Here is an 18,438-nt window from a genome sequence, read left to right as displayed (position 1 = left end):
GCCCCCGCACCCGATGCCCCGGCGACCTGCCGACGCGAAGGTCAGCAGGCGAGCGGCGTCGGACCGCCGAAAACGTCGTGCGGGCAACCCCACCAGAGGCCGAGGGTCAGTTCGGTGAAGTCGCCGACCTCGACCAGCGCCGGGGGTTCGTAGCTGTCGTCGTACGTCATGATCTTCTCCATCCCTTGCGTACTGCGGATGTCGCGAGCGGAAGACGTCGATCGGATCGGCGTCCCCTCCTCGTCCGGACCCCCGCCACGCTAGGCCGCCCGTTGTCCCGGGCACCCGGGGCACAGGTCCCACTCGAGTCCCACGACAACCGATCGTGGCGGGACCAGGGCGGCGGCTCGTCGAAGAGTTCGACGGGTCGCAGGAAACCGGCGCAATCGTCGAGCCGTTCCTGCCCGATCAAACGCGCGAATCCGGCGGCGTACCTCGGATCGACCTCCACCCGACGAGAATTCGGGAGTTGCGCCCGGCCCGGTTGCCGAGCGGTCACCGACGCTCCGCGTCCGGATCCGCGAGGGTGAGATCGCTGTCGGCACGACGCGGGGCGGTGCCCGCGGCCACGAACATCGGCAGGGCCAGGAACATCCGGTCGGCTTCCGCGCGTTCGCGCTGCTCGGCGATCCACGCGTCGGCCCGTACGCGAGTCACCGCGCCGGTCGCGCGGGCCTTCTCCGCGAGCCCCGCCACCATGGGAAGCATCGCGGCATCGGTGAAGATCTCCATCCGCGCCTCCACCGTGACATCCCCGAATCCGGCATCCCGAAGCAGATTTCGATAGCGCCGCGCGCTCCGCGGCCCGGCGATCGAATCGGCGCGCGCCCACACGATCGTGCGGGTGAGCGCCGGGTCGTCGGAGTCGATCACGAAGGCGTCCCAGTCCTGACCGACCAGCACGATCCGCCCACCCGGGGTCAACACGCGCCGGGCCTCGACCAACGCCTCCTCAGGCGCGTGCAGTTCGTGGTAGACCTTGTCCGCCAGGTACCCGTCGACGCAGGCGTCCGGCAGCGGCAGCCGCCGCGCGTCGGCACGCCTGAAGTCCCGCTCCGGCCACCGGCTTCGCGCCACCTCGATCATTCGCCCGTCCGGGTCCACCCCGACGACCTCGACGCCGCGCCGGGCCAACTCGTCGACCGCGCGACCCGCGCCGCACCCCACGTCCAACACCCTCGATCCCGGCCCGGCGTCCAGCAACTCGTAGGCTCGCCTGCGTAGTTGTCGGGCGCCCGACAATTCCTCGGCCGCGTCGAGCAGGGCGACGAGAGCAGGCGTCGCGCGTTCTTCGTTCCGTTCCTTGGACATGTCCCCAAGGCTCCGGCTTAATGTCGGCATGAAGTCAAGCGACTCGAACGAGACCCTGAGCATCGGCGCCGTCGCGGGGCGTTTCGATTTGCCCACACACGTCCTGCGCCACTGGGAGACGATGGGTCTGCTGAGCCCGGCGCGCGACACGGCCGGTCGGCGCCGATACGACACCGACGCCCTCACCCGCGTCGCCGTGATCCTGCGGGCCAAGGAAGCGGGGCTGAGCCTGGTGGGCATTCGATCCCTGACCACGGCCGACTCCGCGGCGCGCCGGGAAATCCTGCGCCGGGAAGCCGAGGCCGCGCGGTCCGCGATCGCCGCCGCCCGATCCAGACTCGATCTCATCGAATGCGCCTTGGACTGCGACCACGAGGATGTCGCCCGGTGTCCGCATTTCCGCCGCGTGCTCGCCGACCGGATCGATACCGGGATCCCGTCCCCGTGAACGGTGATCGATGAACGGCAATCGAGGAAGGGGATCGAGGAGGGGATCAAGGAAGGCTGATCGGTGACCCACCCTCGGTTCCGCGCAATTGCGCGACGCCACCTGCGCGTTCGCCGCGGCGCGGGCGTGAATTTCGCCGAGGGCCTTACCTGCGGCCCGCGCGGGCGGAAACACTGGAGGCTCCGGTCCTCGGCATCGTCAGGAGCAGCCCGTGAGGGTGACCATCGGCACGTGGAATCTGGAGAACCTCTTCCGCCCCGGCGACCCGGACGGCCCCGAGGACGACGCGACCTATCGGATGAAGTTGGCCGCGCCGGCGACCACGATCGGCCGGCTCGAACCCGACCTGCTCGGCATCCAGGAAGTCGGCAACCCGGACGCACTCGCCGACCTGGTCGGCCTGTTGCCCGGCCGTTGGCACACCGCGCTGTCCGCCCACCCGGACGAGCGCGGCATCCGGGTCGGCTTCATCGCCCGTACGCCGCTCACCACCGTCGCCGACGTCACCGCGTTCCCCGCCCTGTTCGCGCCCGTGCAGACCCAGGACACCGGCGCCCCGGCGAGCGGCATGGGTCGAGGCGGCCTCGCCGTCACCACGGAACCCGCGGCCGGCCGACCCCTGACCGCGGCCGTCTGCCACCTCAAGTCCAAGCTGCTCACCTACCCCGGCAACCGCCATGCCCCGCGCGACGAAGGCGAACGCGCCCGCTACGCCGCCTACGCCCTGTCCCGGCGCGGCGCCGAGGCGGCCACCATGCGCGCCCTCGCCGACCGACTCCTCGCGGGCGACGGTCGCACCCACGACGTCGTGCTGATGGGCGACCTCAACGACCAGCCGCAGGCCGCCACCACCCAGATCCTGTACGGCCCGCCCGGCTCGCAGATAGGCACACCCGGCTTCACCCACCCCGATCGCGGCGACGCCTCCCGGCTGTGGAACCTCGCCCCGCGCATACCCGAGGACCAACGCTTCTCGCGCGTGTTCGAGGGCCAGGGCGAACTCATCGACCACATCCTGGTCAGCCACGCCCTCCTCGCCCGCGTCGAGTCCGCCGGCACCGGAGCCGACCACCCGCTGCCGTCGGTGAGCGCCCGGCCCGCCGAGCGGCAGGGCGAGCCCGGCTCGGACCACGCACCGGTATTCGCTCGACTCGCCTACTGACCGGGCCGGTCGCCGCCGACGCAACCGCTCCATGAAATCCCCATCGACGTTATTCGTCGTATAAACAATCCTTCGCATCGAATCATTGAATGCGTTTTCGGCATATCCATTACACACCTCGACCGTGACCGACAAACCGGTTGCATGGATCCGGAATATCGACCTATATTGATTCCGCCAACTCGCCCGCCCGGAAGTCGAGACGGATTCAATGCGCACCGATTCCAATGCACGAACCGTGGTCGTCTCCGGTGTGGAATTCGGCTGGGGCAGTACGGGAAAACTCGGCGCGATCCTGTCGGCCGCACGAGAACGATCGGCCGAGCCGCTGCGCTTCGTCGGCCTGGCCTCCGAACTCGGCCGCCCCGTGTTGTCCGAACACGCCATCGACCGCTGGTACGACCTGCCGGACGCCGAAGAGGACGTACCCGCCGGCATCGACGCCATCGCCCGATCGGAACGGGCGGCGGCCGCGGTGGTCGTCCTGGACGGTGCGCTCGCGAAGACGCTGGAGGCGTCCGGCGTACCCACCGTGTTCGTGGACAGCCTGCCCTTCCTGTGGACCGAGGGCGACCGGGCCGCGCTGCCTCTGGACGCCACGGCCTACTGCGCGCAGAAGTGCGTCGAACTTCCCTCCGAGTGCCGGGACGTACTGGCGTCCGTCCGATCCCTGCGCTGGGTGGAGGCCGTCGTCGCCGCACCGTCGGTCGCCGGGCCGAGCGCACCCGTCGCCGGCCCGTACCGCACGGCTGTGGTCAGTCTGGGCGGTCTGCGCGCGCCTTCCCTCGCCGACTGGACGGCTTACCCGCGCATCGTGGTTCCGGCCGTCCTGGAGGCGCTCGCCGCGTACGGGATCCACGAGGTGCACGTCGCCGGGAACCTGCCCGCAGATCTCGCCGGGCAGCTCGTGGACGCGTCGATCACACCCCCGCGAGTGAGCACGGGGGCGCTCGCGCACGGCGAATTCCTGGATCGGGTGGCCGGCTGCGACGTCCTGCTCACCTCCCCGGGACTGACCACGCTGCTCGAGGCCGGCCGGTTGCGCGTGCCCACCATCTGCCTGCCGCCGCAAAACCTCAGCCAGATCTTCAACGGACGATTCCACAGCCGTGCGATCGGCGCCGAGACCCGAATCGCCTGGCCCAAGGGGGTGTTCACCGAGGAGGAGGCGCTGTCGCTGCGCACCCGCGGCGAGGACCACGCCTTGGAACTGATCTACGCGGCGATCGCCGCGGTGGCCGCCGACCCGGACGGCCGGAGAACGACCGTCGCACTTCGCGACGACATCCTGACCGCGCTGCGCGGCCCCGCCGACGGCACCGACTGGGGCGCGCTGACCGCGACCGTCGGTGTCGACGGAGCGGCCCAGGTGGCCGACGCCCTGCTCGCGATCCTGCCGGGCGCGCCCGGACCCGCCTGACCCTCGCCTCGACCCGCCCTGCCCTCACCTCGACCCGTCCTGCCCGCGACCGGCCCGAAGGGGTCCCCCTGTGCGTGAGCGTCACCGATATCTCTTCGTCAGGATCCTGGAAGCCTGCAACGCCGACTGCTTCATGTGCGATTTCGCGCTGTCGCGCGACACGTTCCGTTTCTCCCGGGAGGACTTCGAGGATCTGTTGCCGAAGGCCCGCGACGCCGGCGTGGCCTATGTGCGGTTCACCGGCGGCGAACCGCTCATGCATCCGGACGTGGTCGAACTGGTGCGCTCCGGCACGGCGGCGGGAATGCGGATGTCCCTCATCACCAACGGCTCGATGTTGCCGAGGATGGCCGAGAGCCTCGCCGAGGCGGGCCTGGCCCAGGTAATCGTCAGCCTGGACGGCGCGTCCGCCGAGACCCACGACGTCTACCGCCGTTCCCCCGGCATGTTCGACAACGGGCTGCGCGGACTGCGCGCCGCCGCGGACCTCGGGATCCTGCCCAGGGTCAACACCGTGGTCGGGCCGCACAACTACGGCGAAATGCCGCTGCTCCAGGAGGTGTTGACCCGCGCCGGGGTCCGACAGTGGGAACTGTCCGCGCTCAAACTGGATCGCAGCATCACCTACCCCGATCCCGACGACGTGCGCCGGGTGGGCGACCGCGTCTACGACGCCGATCCGAACTCCCTGCTGGTGCCGATGGGCAAGCGCTTCTACGGCGACGACCCGGAGGAACAGGCTCGCTATTTCGCCGAATCGGTCACCCCGCGCGCGTCGCTGCCGCAGTGCCACGTCACCGACGACGTGATCTACATCGACGGCAAGTACGGGCGGATGTACGCGTGCAGTTGCATTCCGCACCGCGAGGGCGAGGACGGCCCGGGCGGAGCGCCGCTGCGCCAGGCGGGGGTGATCGGCCTGGACACACCGGCGTTCCGTGAGCACGCCGACTTCTACCGCGAACGCGGACCCCTGGTGTGCAACGGCTGTTCCACCACGGCCGCCGGCTACAGCGACGACGTCGCCCGGCTGGGGTCGGTGAACCCATGGCAGTACTGACTCCCCGGGAAGGGCCGGACACACGACGGCCGGACCCGCGACGAACGGCCACCGACGGGTCCGAACTCGGGCCCTCCGAGCCGACTCGCCGAATCCTGCTGGTCTCGCGTGACGACCACCTGGACTCGCTGCTCGCCCGGCGACGCGTCGCCGCCCATCTCGGCGACCTGCGACCCGTGCACGACGCGACCGGGCGACCACTCCCGGTCCCGGACGTGGCCCTGGTCTGCGACGACGAGGCAGCCACGAACCGGCTGTTGGAATCGGGCGTACCGGTCGTGCACCTGACCTCGGGTCACGAGGGTACGACCGGGACGACCGCCATGACCGGGACGACCGCGGCAAGCGGGACGACCGCGGCGGACGGCGCCGCCGGCCGGGCACTGCATCGCGTCCACCGACCCGGTTGGCTGCCCGACCCCGCAACCACGTCAACAGCCCCGCGCCCCAATGGTGTTCGGCCCACCGGGCTGCTCGCCCCCGCCCGCTCCGCCCGCAAGCGCGAACGCGCGGGAACCCTGCTGTTGTTGTCCGCGTGGGACGTGCCGGACGCCGAGGCGGACACGTTCATCACCGGGACGCTGCCCACGCTGGTCCGGGAGGCGCTGCGTCGCACCGGCCGATGCGACGTGGTCGGCGACACGCGGCTGACGCCGATCCGCGCCGCGCTGGCGGGACTTGCCGGCCGCCCGGAGGTGCGGGTGAGCCGCGCGGTCGACGTCGACGTGGACGCGCTGCACGCCGGGGCCGAGGTGTTCCTGGCCGCGCCGACCCTGGGTGCCCTGGCGCTGGCCCAAGCTCGGCGCGCACCCCTGGTGTTCCTGCCCGCGCTGGGCGACACCCAGCGCGATCTGGCCGCGCGCGTACGACACCTGGTTCCGGTTCCGCCCGCCGACGATCCCGAGGACGACGCGATGTGGGTACCGCCCGCGCGCAACGCCACCGCGCTGTGGAGCGTGCTCGACCCCGACCTGGACGACCTGCGCGGCGCGCAACGCGTCGCCCGTACGCTCCGCCAACTCTCGCTCGCCCCACTGTGAACAGCCCAATGTGAACAGCCCACTGTGAACGGCTCCACTGAACGGCCCGCCGTGAACATCTCGCCGTAGGCATCTCGCACGGACATCTCGCCGTGGACGCCTCCTCCGAACGGCCCGCGACACCGCGAACCACCCACCGCCCCACGACGCCGGCACGGCCGCCACCTGCGCCCCGGCCGAACGCCTCGCGTCGTCGAAGGCCCGTCAACCCTGGAGTCCGCCATGTCCGCCACGCCCCTCGAAGCCACCACCTCGGTCGATCCCAGGATCGCGCGACCCCGCGTCCCCGACACGGACTGGGACGACTGGCGTTGGCACATGCGGCGACGCATCACCAACGTCGACAAGGCCCGACAATGGATCAACCTCAGCCCCGACGAGGAGAAGGCGATCGCCGGGGTGGCGGGCAAGTACCGCTGGAGCGTCACGCCGTACTACGCCTCGCTGATGGATCCGGACGACCCTCTGTGTCCGGTCCGGCAGCAAGCCGTGCCCGCCGCCGGGGAGTTGATGGAGTTCTCCGGTGCCGAAGTCGACCCGGTCGGCGACACGTACTACCGCAAGACCAACCGTGTCGTGCACAAGTACCCCGACCGGGTGATCATGCTGATCACCGAGGCGTGCCCGGTCTACTGCCGGCACTGCACCCGCAAATTCCACACCACCGACGTCAACGGCACGTACTTCCGGGACGACGAGGGCGAGTCGTTCGACGAGGATCTGCGCTACATCGCCGACCACCCGGAGATCCGGGACGTGTTGCTGACCGGCGGGGACCCGCTCTCCTATCAGGACGGCAAGCTCGAGGAGATCATCGCCGGGCTGCGGGCGATCCCGAGCGTGGAGATCATCCGGATCGGCAGCCGTTTCCCGGTCCTGTTGCCACAACGCATCACCGACGACCTGTGCGCGATGCTCGCGCGCCACCACCCGGTGTGGGTGAACACCCATTTCAACCACCCGAAGGAGATCACCCCGGAGGCGACCGCGGCGGTGGACCGCATGTTGCGCCACGGGATCCCGGTGGGCAACCAGACCGTGCTGCTGCGGGGCATCAACGACGACGTCGCCACCATGCGCACCCTGATGACGGACCTCCTGCGCATCCGGGTGCGGCCGTACTACCTCTACCACTGCGACAACGTCACCGGCGTCTCGCACTTCATGACCTCCGTGGCCAAGGGCTGGGAAATCATGGAGGGCCTACAGGGTCACATCACCGGCTTCGGTGTGCCGCAATACGTGCTGACCACCAGGATCGGCAAGATCCCGATCGCACAGCCGTACTTCACGGTCACCCCGGAGGGCCTGCGCCTGCGCAACTTCCGGGGCGAGGAGATGCTCCTCGACACCACGGCATGCCCGATCACGGAGGCGGACGCACGATGACCCTGGACAAGCGTCTCGGACAACGTTTCCTGCCCTACGGCGCGAACTACCTCGACTGGTCCGACATGGCGGAACTGCGCGAGGCGATCGACCACCGGGTGCTGTTCCGCTACCAGACGGAAACCGAAAGCATGGCCTCGCGGTTGGAACGTGAGACCTGCCGACACCTGGGCGCCGCCCACGCGTTGGCCGTGCACAACTGCACCGAGGCGCTGCGGCTCGCGCTGATCGCCACCCGCCCGTCCATCGGCGACCGGGTGTACATCCCCGCCGTGACCTTCGTCGCCGTGGCCGGCGCGGTGTTGTCCTGCGGCCTGATCCCGGTGCTGGTCGACACCGACGACTCGTTGTCGTTGGACCCCACGCTGCTGCCGCCGGACGCCGAGCGGGTGATCGTGGCCCACATGGAGGGCACGGTGGCGCCGCTGCCCCAGGGCGTGCGGTACGTGATCGAGGACTGCGCGCAGTCGCTCGGCGCCCGCTTCCCGGACGGACGCGCGGTGGGAACCGCGGGCTATGCGGGGACCTTCAGCTTCCACCACAACAAGGTGCTCACCTCGGGCGAGGGCGGCCTGGTGGTCACCAACGACGAGCAGGCGTGGGCAACGATGCGTTGCTATCACGACCACGGCTCGGCGCGCGTACCCGGCCGCTATCCCACCTGGAACCAGGACGCCTACTACGGCGAGAACTTCGTCACCAGCGAGCAGGTCGCCGCCGTCCAGTGCCAACAGTTCCGCCATCTCGGCGAGCTCCTGGACGGGCTGGAGCGCATGTACGCCATCGCGATGCGCGAACTCCCCGACCGCGCGGACCTGGAGGTACGGCCGCGCGCGGCAGGCGACGTGAAGGTCAGTCTGCGCTTCCGCTGCCGCGACCGCGCCCTGCGCGACGCCGCCGTGGCCGCGCTGACCGCCGAGGGCATCGCCAACTGGACTTTGAACAAGTACCTGTTGCCCGAGCATCCGGTGCTCACCGGCCGGCGCTCGCTCTACGCCGACGGCTTCCCCTGGAACCACGCCCCCGAGGGCTCGCTCGCGCTCAGCCACGACGGATTCGTGCGCACCCGGGACCGGTTGGACCGCACCCTGTGCGTACCGCTGTCCCCGGAGTTGCCCGAGTCCGAGCAGGTCGGCGCGGTCAAGGCGATCCGGCGCGTGCTGGAGGCGGTGTGAGCCCGCGTCCCGTGCTGCTGATGGTGGACGACCGGGCCTCCTCGTTCACCCGCTACGCGGCCCGCGCGCTGTCCGAGAATCTGGTGCTGCTGCGCTTCGCCGAGCTTCGCGGCGACCTGCGCGAGGACTACCTGCGCGAGACCGCGCACCTGCCGGCGTTCTGGGTCCGCGAAGGGGTGTCCCTGGCGGAGGAGGCGCAACGCTACCGGGAGTGGGCGGCGGAACTGCGGGAGCCGCCGACCCGGTTCTGCAATCCCTCCGAGCCGCGCCAGCACGTCGCGCATCGCTTCGCCGCCTTGGTCGGGTTGCCCCATCTGGACGAACGCCAGGTGGGCTGGGTGCGCGACAAGGTCGCCATGAAGGAGCGGTTCCGCGAACTGGGTCTGCGTACCGCCGCGTTCGCCCAGGTGCGGTCGGCCGCGGAGGTGGAGCGGTTCGCCGCGCGCTACGGGCGGCCGCTCGTCCTCAAGCCGGTGGACTCGTTCGCCTGCGTGGACACCTATCTGCTCCCGGGACCGGCCGCCGCGGCCGAGATCGACTACGGCACCCGGGACTTCATGGTCGAGGAGTATCTCGGCGGCACCGAGTGGGAGGTGTGCGGGCTCATCCACGACGGGGAGGTGCTGACCGCCTGGCCCAGCGCGATGCCCTGCCGTCCGCTGGACATCGTGGACGGCGCGATGAACGCCAACATCAGCGTCGGCACCGACGAGGGTCCTCCGGTGGACCTGCGCGAGTTGCTCCAACGCATCGTCACCGGCATGGACATCGACCACGGGTACGCGCACATGGAGTTCTTCGTGGTCGACGGGCAGGTGTTCGCGGGCGAGATCGGGATCCGGTTGGCGGGTTGCGAGATCCCGGCCAACCACGGACACGCCTACGGATTCGACGTGTTCGCGGCCACGCTGGACGTCTACCTGGGCCACCGCCCACGCCTGGACTACCGCGAACGCCGCTGCGCGGGCGACCTGCTGTTGCCCCTGCCCGGATCGGGAACCGTGCGCCGCGTCACCTCGGCGGACGAACTCCTGCGCCTGCCGGGCGTCGTCGAGGCGGTCCTGCGCGCCGGCGTCGGCGACACGGTGGCGGCCCGCCGGGCCTCGCACAACGCCTCGGGCCACGTCCATGTCGTCGGCGACTCGATCGCGCGGGTCGAACAACGCATGCGGGCCGTCCTGGACGCCTTCACGATCGAGGTGGTCCCGGCCCGCGAGCCCGATCCGGTGGCCCGATGAGCGCCGATCCGCGCCGAGACGGCGAACCCGCGTCCGCGCAGAGCCCACCGGAACCACCGGCGCCCTCCGGGACCGGCGGCCTGCTCGGGCGCTTCCGCGACCTGCTCACCCGCCCGCAGGTCGCCCCGGCGGCCGGGTGGAGCGTCGTGGCCAGGCTGCCCGTCTACCTGATGTCCCTGGCCATGGTGCTGACCATCCGCGAACAGGGCGGCAGTTACGCGCAGGCCGGCCTGATCGCCGCGCTGTACACGCTCGGCATGGCCCTGGGCAGCCCGCTGATCGCCCGTCACCTCGACCGCAGCGGCCGCCGAGGCGTCCTGGTGGTCACCGGCCTCGCCTACCCGGCGGCGCTCGCGACGCTGGTGTGGGCCACCCGGCCGGGCTCGTGGGCGCAGCCCGTCCTGGCCGTCGCCGCGGGTGTCGCGCTCCCGCCGACGAACGCGTGCATGCGCTCGTTGTGGGCGCGCATGCCGCTCACGGACGAGGAACGCGAGACCGCCTACCTGTGGGAGGCGCTGCTCACCGAGGTCCTGGTCATCGGCGCGCCGCTGATGCTCGCGGCCCTGATGTGGTCCGGATCCGCCGGGACGGCGCTGACCACGGTCGCCGTCATCGGCGGCGCGGGAGCCCTCGGCCTGGCCTGTGTCCGGCTGCCCGCGAGCACCGAAGCCGCGGCCCCGACCGGCCCGCACACGGCCGGCGCCGACGCCTTGGGCATACCGCGCCACCCGCTGCGCGATCCCTCGATGCTGGTGCTCCTGGGCGTGATGACCGCGTGCGCCGTCCCGATCGGACTGATGACGCTCGCCATCCCGGCCTTCGTGTCGGCCCACGGATCACCGGACGGCACGGGTGTGGTCTACGCGTGCTGGGGCGTCGGCAGCGCGGTGGGCGCCCTGTGGTTGGGGCGTGCCCCGTCGCGGATCCCGATGCGGGTGCGCTTCCCGCGCCTGGTGCTGGCCTTCGCGGCCGGCACGGGACTGGCCGTGCTGAGCACCTCCCCGCTGACCCTGGCGATCGCCCTGGCCGTCGGCAGCATGCCGATCGCCCTGGTGTCGGCGGCCGAGATGACCCTGGTCGGCGCGCTCGCGGACAAGCGTCTGCTGGCGCGGGCGTTCACCTGGGCGTCGCTGGCCACCGTTCTGGGGGACGCGGTGGGCCAGCAGGTCGGCGGTCTGCTGATCGAACCGATCGGCCCGCGCGGCGTGTTCACCCTCGCGTTCGGCGTGGCCCTGGCGGGAGCGGGACTGGCCTTCGCGGGCCGCCGGTTGCCGGTGCCCGATGCCGCCGCCCCCGCGCGGTGCGCGACCTGATCGCCGCCGACGGTGCGTGAAGCCCGTCCGCCCCACCCCGGCCGACCCGTTCCCGGCCGGGTCAGCCCACAGAACACGAGGTCACCCGTCATGAACGCCCCCGTCGTCACCGAAGCACACGACCGCCCGGATGCAATCCCGGCCCCTGCGCTGTTCGGTGTGCTCGACTTCGAGCAACTGCCGCAGGCGGTTGCGGAGTTCCTCGCCGCACCCGCGCACACTCCGATCCCCGTGCCGGGCCTGGGACGCCCGGATCTCACACACGCCGTCGACCTGGCCGCCCGCCTGTACGCCGGCGTCGAACTCCCGCGACCGCTGGATGTCGGAGTCCTGCTCGGCCCACGTGACCTGCCCGACGGCGTACCGGCGCTCGCCCGCCCGCTCGCCCGTACCTGGGTGGCCGAGGAGGAACTGGCGGACGCCGCCGAGTTCCGGCGGCGCCACCCCGGAACGCTGCTGATGGTCGGCTGCTACGACCGGCTCAACCTGGATCCGGTCCGGGCGTTGTTGCTGCTGACCACCTACCGTGACCGGGAGCCCGGACTGACGCTGCTGAGCGGACGCGACGCGGCCTCGGTGGCCTGGAACGTGGCCAAGCAGTACGCGACCGCCGCGACCGGCGTCCACGCGATCGGGCTGTTCACCGACACCGACCGGCCGCCGCACCCGGACGGCGTCCGGGTCTTCGACGACCGCGACTTCGAACGCGTCGACATCCAGGCCGAAATCCTCGGCACGCGCTGGCGCCGAGTGGCGTTCCAGGGCCACGGCAAGGACGACAGCGTCAACCTCGGCGAGTTCACCATCTGCGGTTTGAACCCCGCCGCCCCCGCCCGCGCGGGACTGCTCGGCCCACGCTGCGCGTACGGACTGCCCTGCTACAAGCCCGAGGACAAGCTGGTCCCGCTCAATCGGGTGGAAGCCGTCGAGGTGGTGCTCAGCGCCTGCAACAGCGGCCCGCTCGCCGATCTCGCGCTGTACGACCCCAGGTACCAACTGCTGCTCAACGCCCTGGACGGCCCGGCCCGCACCGTCGTCTCCGCGGTCTCGGTGCACGATTCCGACCGGCCCGAGAACGTCGCGTGGATGCGCGCGGCCCTGTCCGGCGCGGACTCCGTGGACACCCTCAACGCCAGCCTCGCCGGGTCGCACCCCTACCCCGCGTTCATGCGCTTCGGCCTCCCGCAGGGCGACGCGCCCGCCGCACCGCCGCCCGCCGAGCACCGCCCCGACCCGCTCGTACTGACCGTGGGACGACGCCTGACCACCCTGCTCGGCTCGGAACTACTGCCGCACAACCACGCGTTGCGCCCGAGGCTGGTCAAGCTCGCGCGCAAGGTGGACCTGTGGGTGTCCCGCCCTACCCATCTCGCCGACCAGTCGCCCGACGAGATTCGCTCCTCGCTCACGGCGGACCTGCAATCGCTCGACCACGTGATCACCGAACAGGTCGCGGCGAACCCCGAGAACGAGATCATGGGTTACCCCGCGCACTTCGGGGACCGCAGTTCGCTGGACCCGCACGTGCGCGAGGTGACCTGCCATTGCGGTCGTCCCGCCCAGGAGTTCACCCGGCGGGGCCTGCTCCCGCACGTGTCGGACACGATCTGCGCGGTCTGCATGCGCTGCGGCGACGTCACCTTCCGGGTCCCCGACGCCCCTTCCCTGCTGGCCTACGCCTCCGACGAGGTCGAGCAGGGCGGCGTGCTGGAGGTGCGCGCCGCCCTCACGGTCGCCCGTACCGGACCCGTGCGGCTGGGGCTGTTCGTACCCACCTACCTGCGCGAGGACACCACGGTGGAACCGGGCGTGGTCAGGATCCGGGCCGGGCACGACCGGCCTCAGGACGTGGCCTTCCGGGTGCGCTTCGCCGCCGACACCGCGCCACAGGCGTACTACTTCACCGTCTTCGCCGTCCAGGACCTCGCCGTCTCCACGGCCCGCCGGCACTTCGGCGTCGTGCCGCGCCGTACCTGAGCCGAACCCGACTCCCGACCCCGCCACAGCAAAGGACGAATGCGATGGAAACCCGTTCCAAGCCCGAGATCGAACTCGTCGAGACCGACGGCGAAGTGACCCTGAACATCGGCGGCGAGCAGGCGATGCAGGCCTGGGAGCGCGATCTGATGTGGGCGAGCGCCGACATGTTGTGCGAGTACGGCCGGGACTTCTACGAAGTCGGCCTGGGCCTTGGGCTGTCCGCACTGCGGATCGCGGGCAACCCGGCCACCCGCAGCCACACCGTGCTCGAACTCTTCGGCGAGGTCGAGGACCTCTTCCGGAGCCGGCACCCTTCGCTGCCCGACAACCTCGCCATCGAGCGCGGCGACTTCTTCGAGCGGGTCTTCGAACTGCCCTCGGAGAGCCTCGACGGGATGTTCTTCGACCCGGCCCTGGACATGGACGTCTGGAAGGACGAGGCCCTGTGGGCCAAGACCATGCCGGAGGTCGTCCGGGCGCTGCGCCCCGGCGGGGTGTTCATCCCCTTCTTCAGCACCAAGCCGGAGCTGCGTTGGCAGTACCTGCCGCACTTCCGGAGCATCCGGGTCGAGTCCCACCCGTACCGGGCGTACGACACCACCGAGTACACCTACGGCACGAGCGGCCAGGCCTACATCCAGTGTTTCCGCAAGACCTGATCACGAGCCGGTGCCGCCCGCCGGCCCGGCGCCCGCGGCCGGCGGCGCGCCCCACGGCGTCGCATCTCGTCCCATGCCATCCCCACGGCCCCAATCCGGAGGCAGCCGTATGACCACCGCCCCCTCTACCGACTACCTGTGCGGCCTCGACGTGGCTTCGCTGTTCCTGGCCGGACCCTTCATCCAACTCTTGGACCCGGCCACGGGGGAGATGCCCGAGCACGCACGGGCCCCCTTCGACATCCTGATCAAGCACTTCGAGGCGCGTGGGCTCGCCGTCCACAACGCGCACCGCCGCGAGGCGTGGGGCGCGGAGCTGATGCGTCCGGACCAGTGCACCCGGCTGGACCAGGACGAGATCCGCAAGGCCGACGTCTTCGTCGCGCTCCCGGGCTTCCCCGCCTCGCCGGGCACCCACATCGAGGTGGGTTGGGCCAGTGCCTTCGACAAACCCATCGTGCTGATGCTGGAGCGGGGCCGGGAGTACACGTTCCTGGTCCAGGGGCTGCACACGGTGGCCACCGTGGAGTACGTGGAGTACACGGACGTCGCGGAAGCCCTGCCCGAACTCGACCTGGCACTGCACCGGGCGGTGTCGCGCCACCGCGAGACGACCCGCACGGGCTGACCCGCGCCGCCATATCGGCAGGCGGCCGGGTCACGTCCGGCCGCCTGCCTCCGAACGCCGCCGACCCGACGGGGATCAGCCGATGAGAATCGCCACGGCCGTGCTCACCGCCGTCGCCGTGTTGCTCGGCGGGGTCGGCGCGAGCTCCGGAGCGGGCGCCGGCCCCGGCCCCGTCGTGGGCGTCGCGTCGGTGCGCGACGAGGTGCCGGCCGCGGACGCGGTCCGGACGCCGGCGGAGAGGGTGTGGACGGCCGCGGACCGGGTGCGAACACCCGCGGCGCCCTCGTACACGGTCGACCTCGCCGCCGACGCCACGGGCCGTGTGTGGACCGGCCATGAGCGGGTGGGCTTCACCAACGCCTCGGTCGATCCGCTCCCCGAGGTGTACCTGCGGTTGTGGGACAACGCGCACGGCACGTGTGCGGCGCCGCCGATCACGGTCTCCGAGGTCACCGGCGGCACCCCGGTGGCCCTGTCCGTCGACTGCACGGCCCTGCGGGTCGTCCTGCCCAAGCCGCTCGGCCGCGGCGAGCGCACCTCGATCGCCTTCGATCTGCGGATCGAAGTCCCGGACCGCGTCGACCGGTTCGGCCACGACGGCGAGTACGCCGTACTCGGCAACGCGTTGCCACTGCTGGCGATTCGGGACGCCGCGGGCACGCATCTGGACCCCTATACCAACCACGGCGAGTCCTTCTACTCCCTCGCCGCGGACTTCGACGTCACCCTCGACCACCCCGCGCGGCTCCGGGTGCCCGCCACCGGCACCTCGGTCGAGTCCCCGGGCGCGCCCGGTCGTACGGTCACCATCGCGACGGCGCGCGAGGTCCGGGACTTCGTGTGGGCCGCGGGGCCGTTCGCCGGCGTCTCCGGCACCTCCGCCGGCGGGGTCCGGATCAACGTCCACGCGGACGCCGGCATCGACCCGTCCGACGCCCGGGCCATGCTGGACGTCGCGCTGACGAGCGTCGACGCCCACGCCGGGCGCTTCGGTGCCTACCCGTACGCCGAACTGGACGTCGTCCTGGACGACGATCTGTGGTTCAGCGGCATGGAGTACCCGGGCTTCGTCCTGGACCGGGTCCGGTCCACGGCACTCGTCCACGAAATCGCGCACCAGTGGTGGTACGGGATCGTCGGCAACGACGAGTACAACGACCCCTGGCTGGACGAGTCGTTCTCCGAGTACGCCACCGACCTCGCCCTGGGCAGGACCGGCGACGGTTGCCGAGACGGCTTCTCCTGGGCCGCGCCGACGGAACGGATCACCGACTCGATGCGGTACTGGGACGCCCACCCGTCCCGCTACGAGGCCGTCGTCTACGACTACGGCAAGTGCGCACTGCACGAGCTGCGGCGACTGATCGGCGATGCCCCGATGGAGGCGCTGCTGCGCCGGTATGCCGCGGACCACTGGTACGGGATCTCCACCACGGCCGGGTTCAAGCGCGCGGCCCAGGCGGCCACCACCCACGACCTGACACCGTTCTGGGCACGGCACCGCATCGACGGTTGAACCGGCCTGCGCGGCCGCCCGGGCACGAACCGGGTTTGTCAGTCGCGGTGTTCCGCTCCGGTCTCCAGGTTGCGGGTGATGCGTTCGAGGACGCTCACCGCGATCCGATATTCCTCGTCGGTGATGCCGGCCGTCGACAACTGGCGGAAGGTGCCGACACGTTCGGCGACCTCGGCGAGCCGAGCGCGGCCGTCGTCGGTCAGGGCCAGCCTGCTCGGTGCCGGGCGGGAGACCCAGCCGTCGGCCAGGACCGTCTCGACTGCGGCGGTCAGGTCGGCGACGTCGGCGTTGGCGGCCAGGACGGTGCGCACGTCGGTGTCGGTGGCCCGCGGGTTTCCCTGCACGACGTTGAGGACCTGCCAGGCGAGCCGGGTGAGGCCGAACTCGGCCACCATCGAGTCCATGGCGGCGGTGATCGCCTTGTCGGTGCGGTTGAGCCAGTAGCCGATGGGCTTCATGTCCTGCTCCCGAGTGGATCGGCGATGCCGGGGTCGAGCGGGCGACGGGACGAACGGGCGTGCGGCACGTGCTCGTTCGCTCAGCGGCCGGTGAAGGCGGCGGCGTTCTCGCGGGTCCACTGTTCGAAGGTGCGGGCTGGGCGGCCGAGGAGGGACTCGGTGGTGTCGGCGATGGCCGCGGGGCCGTGGTCGGCGGCTTCCCACAGGTCGAGCAGCGAGGAGACCATCGGCGCGGGCATGTGGTGGCCCATCTGCTGCTCGGCCTCGGCGCGGGTGATCCGCTCGACGGGGATCTCACGGCCGATGGTGCCCGCGAGGACGGCGAGTTGCTCGCGGAAGGAGAGCGATTCCGAACCGGTCAGGGTGACCCGGCGGCCGGTGAGGGAGTCGCCGGTGAGCGCCTCCACGGCGATGTCGGCGATGTCCTCGGGGTGGATCGGGGCGATCCGCGCGTCCGGGTAGGCGAGTTGGATCGGCATCGCCTTGCCGATGAAGTACGCCCAGCCGAGCGCGTTGCTCGCGAAGGCGTCGGGGCGCAGGAATGTACAGGAGAGGTCCGAGTCGGCGAGCGCACGCTCGACCCGGAGGCTGTGGCTCGCGAGCGGGTCGTTCTCGGCGCCCGGGCCCAGGACCGAGGACGAGGACAACAGGACGACATGCTCGACGCCGGCCGTGCCGGCGGCCTTGATCAGCTCGTCGATGCCGGCGGGCTCGGGATACAGAAAGACCTGGCGAACGCCGCGAAGCGCGGCTTCGAAGGTCTCGGGACGGTCGAGGGCGAGCTCGGCAACCTCGACGCCGGCCGGAACGGTCAGCTCGGCGGGGTTGGCACTGGCGGCGCGCAACGCGTGTCCGGCGGAGTGCAGGCGCTCGATGATCGCGCGACCGACCTTGCCGCGGGCGCCGGTGATGAGGATGGTCATGGAAAGGCCCCGTTCGTTTGCTCTCGGATGATCTGCACGTTCGATGGTCTGAAGGTTGCGGTCTGCACGTCGCTTCGACCGTGCCAACATATGCATGCTGTCATGCATACGTTTTCGCGTCAACACATGTCTTCGGTTGGTCACGTATGTGTACGATGAGGACATGACGAAGCACGAGCCGCGCACAGCCGACGAGCTGCTCGACGCCGTGGGCCCGGCCTTCGGGAAGCTGCGGCGCTCCTCCCTCCTGGACGTCGAAAACCCGATCTCCCAAAAGGACTTGAGCCGCACCCTGGTACTCAACATCGTCCTGGAGGCCGAACAGGACGACGCCCGCGAGGTCACCGTCGGCGCGGTGGCCGACCACCTGAGCGTGGATCCGTCGGTGGCCAGCCGCATGGTCTCCGACTGCATCTCCGCCGGCTACCTGATCCGCGCCGCCTCCCAACAGGACGGCCGCCGCACGGTCCTCCACCTCAGCCCCGACGGCATCGACCTGATGAAGCGCTTCCGCCGCCACCAACGCTCGGCCTACGAATACATCACCGCCGACTGGCCCGCCCAGGAACGCCTCGACTTCGCCCGCCTCATGCTCAAATACGTAACCTCCCAAAACACCCTCCGCCACAACCCCCCAACCCCCAAGCCCCACACCTGATCCCACACCGAAGAGCGTGTACGTCGGCTCGGTTGGGCTAGGGTCTCCCGGACGCCGGAA

At 70.9% G+C, this 18,438-nt stretch carries 18 protein-coding genes; 14 read left to right on the top strand and 4 right to left on the bottom strand.

Annotated elements, in window-relative coordinates; genetic code table 11:
• Window positions 1–41: 41 nt before the first annotated feature.
• Both ACZ4FV_RS36490 and ACZ4FV_RS36485 read right to left on the bottom strand, forming a co-directional pair.
• Window positions 42–170 (bottom strand): lasso RiPP family leader peptide-containing protein, encoded by a 129-nt coding sequence (locus tag ACZ4FV_RS36490; protein ID WP_395865073.1) that lies wholly within the window; start codon window positions 168–170, stop codon window positions 42–44.
• Between the two features lie 325 nt (window positions 171–495).
• Window positions 496–1,311 (bottom strand): methyltransferase domain-containing protein, encoded by an 816-nt coding sequence (locus tag ACZ4FV_RS36485; protein WP_402237135.1) that lies wholly within the window; start codon window positions 1,309–1,311, stop codon window positions 496–498.
• A gap of 28 nt (window positions 1,312–1,339) precedes the next feature.
• Between ACZ4FV_RS36485 and ACZ4FV_RS36480 the strand changes: the two genes are divergently transcribed.
• From ACZ4FV_RS36480 to ACZ4FV_RS36420, 13 genes are all read left to right on the top strand, one after another.
• Window positions 1,340–1,759 carry a MerR family transcriptional regulator gene (locus tag ACZ4FV_RS36480; protein WP_395865077.1) on the top strand — a complete coding sequence of 140 codons (420 nt, stop codon included), beginning with the start codon at window positions 1,340–1,342 and terminating at the stop codon, window positions 1,757–1,759.
• 217 nt (window positions 1,760–1,976) lie between these two features.
• Window positions 1,977–2,921: an endonuclease/exonuclease/phosphatase family protein gene (locus ACZ4FV_RS36475; protein ID WP_465324787.1), complete on the top strand. Its 945-nt coding sequence runs from the start codon at window positions 1,977–1,979 to the stop codon at window positions 2,919–2,921.
• 211 nt (window positions 2,922–3,132) lie between these two features.
• Window positions 3,133–4,341: a hydroxymethylcytosylglucuronate/cytosylglucuronate synthase gene (locus ACZ4FV_RS36470; protein ID WP_395865079.1), complete on the top strand. Its 1,209-nt coding sequence runs from the start codon at window positions 3,133–3,135 to the stop codon at window positions 4,339–4,341.
• Window positions 4,342–4,411: 70 nt separating this feature from the next.
• Window positions 4,412–5,401: a cytosylglucuronate decarboxylase gene (gene blsE, locus ACZ4FV_RS36465; protein ID WP_395865082.1), complete on the top strand. Its 990-nt coding sequence runs from the start codon at window positions 4,412–4,414 to the stop codon at window positions 5,399–5,401.
• A complete protein-coding gene (blsF, locus tag ACZ4FV_RS36460; RefSeq protein WP_465324748.1) occupies window positions 5,389–6,441 on the top strand; it encodes a CGA synthase-related protein in 1,053 nt (350 codons plus the stop codon). The genes blsE and blsF overlap by 13 nt, the downstream gene beginning before the upstream one ends.
• Window positions 6,442–6,663: 222 nt before the next feature.
• Complete coding sequence (blsG, locus tag ACZ4FV_RS36455) at window positions 6,664–7,830, top strand: arginine 2,3-aminomutase (RefSeq protein ID WP_395865087.1); 1,167 nt, start codon at window positions 6,664–6,666, stop codon at window positions 7,828–7,830.
• The gene (locus tag ACZ4FV_RS36450; RefSeq protein ID WP_402237127.1) at window positions 7,827–9,005 is read left to right on the top strand and encodes a DegT/DnrJ/EryC1/StrS family aminotransferase; all 1,179 of its coding nucleotides are present in this window, start codon (window positions 7,827–7,829) and stop codon (window positions 9,003–9,005) included. Before blsG ends, ACZ4FV_RS36450 begins: the two co-directional genes overlap by 4 nt.
• The gene (locus ACZ4FV_RS36445) at window positions 9,002–10,243 is read left to right on the top strand and encodes an ATP-grasp domain-containing protein (RefSeq protein ID WP_465324746.1); all 1,242 of its coding nucleotides are present in this window, start codon (window positions 9,002–9,004) and stop codon (window positions 10,241–10,243) included. The genes ACZ4FV_RS36450 and ACZ4FV_RS36445 overlap by 4 nt, the downstream gene beginning before the upstream one ends.
• Window positions 10,240–11,556, top strand: a complete 1,317-nt coding sequence (locus ACZ4FV_RS36440; protein WP_395865092.1) for an MFS transporter — start codon at window positions 10,240–10,242, stop codon at window positions 11,554–11,556. Before ACZ4FV_RS36445 ends, ACZ4FV_RS36440 begins: the two co-directional genes overlap by 4 nt.
• A 90-nt stretch (window positions 11,557–11,646) precedes the next feature.
• A complete protein-coding gene (locus ACZ4FV_RS36435; protein WP_465324743.1) occupies window positions 11,647–13,533 on the top strand; it encodes a hypothetical protein in 1,887 nt (628 codons plus the stop codon).
• A gap of 44 nt (window positions 13,534–13,577) precedes the next feature.
• Complete coding sequence (locus ACZ4FV_RS36430; protein ID WP_395865095.1) at window positions 13,578–14,195, top strand: class I SAM-dependent methyltransferase; 618 nt, start codon at window positions 13,578–13,580, stop codon at window positions 14,193–14,195.
• A 109-nt stretch (window positions 14,196–14,304) separates the two neighbouring features.
• Window positions 14,305–14,823: a nucleoside 2-deoxyribosyltransferase gene (locus ACZ4FV_RS36425; RefSeq protein WP_331771768.1), complete on the top strand. Its 519-nt coding sequence runs from the start codon at window positions 14,305–14,307 to the stop codon at window positions 14,821–14,823.
• A gap of 82 nt (window positions 14,824–14,905) precedes the next feature.
• Window positions 14,906–16,339 (top strand): M1 family metallopeptidase, encoded by a 1,434-nt coding sequence (locus ACZ4FV_RS36420; RefSeq protein WP_465324740.1) that lies wholly within the window; start codon window positions 14,906–14,908, stop codon window positions 16,337–16,339.
• A gap of 38 nt (window positions 16,340–16,377) precedes the next feature.
• Here ACZ4FV_RS36420 and ACZ4FV_RS36415 read toward each other — a convergent pair whose 3' ends face one another.
• Together ACZ4FV_RS36415 and ACZ4FV_RS36410 are read right to left on the bottom strand one after the other, a co-directional pair.
• Window positions 16,378–16,797, bottom strand: a complete 420-nt coding sequence (locus ACZ4FV_RS36415) for a MarR family winged helix-turn-helix transcriptional regulator (RefSeq protein WP_465324737.1) — start codon at window positions 16,795–16,797, stop codon at window positions 16,378–16,380.
• An 80-nt stretch (window positions 16,798–16,877) separates the two neighbouring features.
• Entirely contained in the window at window positions 16,878–17,720 is an 843-nt protein-coding gene (locus ACZ4FV_RS36410) for an NAD(P)H-binding protein (RefSeq protein ID WP_402237115.1), read from the bottom strand.
• A gap of 163 nt (window positions 17,721–17,883) precedes the next feature.
• Between ACZ4FV_RS36410 and ACZ4FV_RS36405 the strand changes: the two genes are divergently transcribed.
• Window positions 17,884–18,378, top strand: a complete 495-nt coding sequence (locus tag ACZ4FV_RS36405) for a MarR family winged helix-turn-helix transcriptional regulator (RefSeq protein WP_395865106.1) — start codon at window positions 17,884–17,886, stop codon at window positions 18,376–18,378.
• The last annotated feature ends 60 nt before the right edge of the window (window positions 18,379–18,438 follow it).

It is taken from the genome of Embleya sp. NPDC025285 (assembly GCF_055558835.1).
Note: the sequence above shows the minus strand (reverse complement) of the source record. Positions and strands in the feature narration are given on the sequence as shown.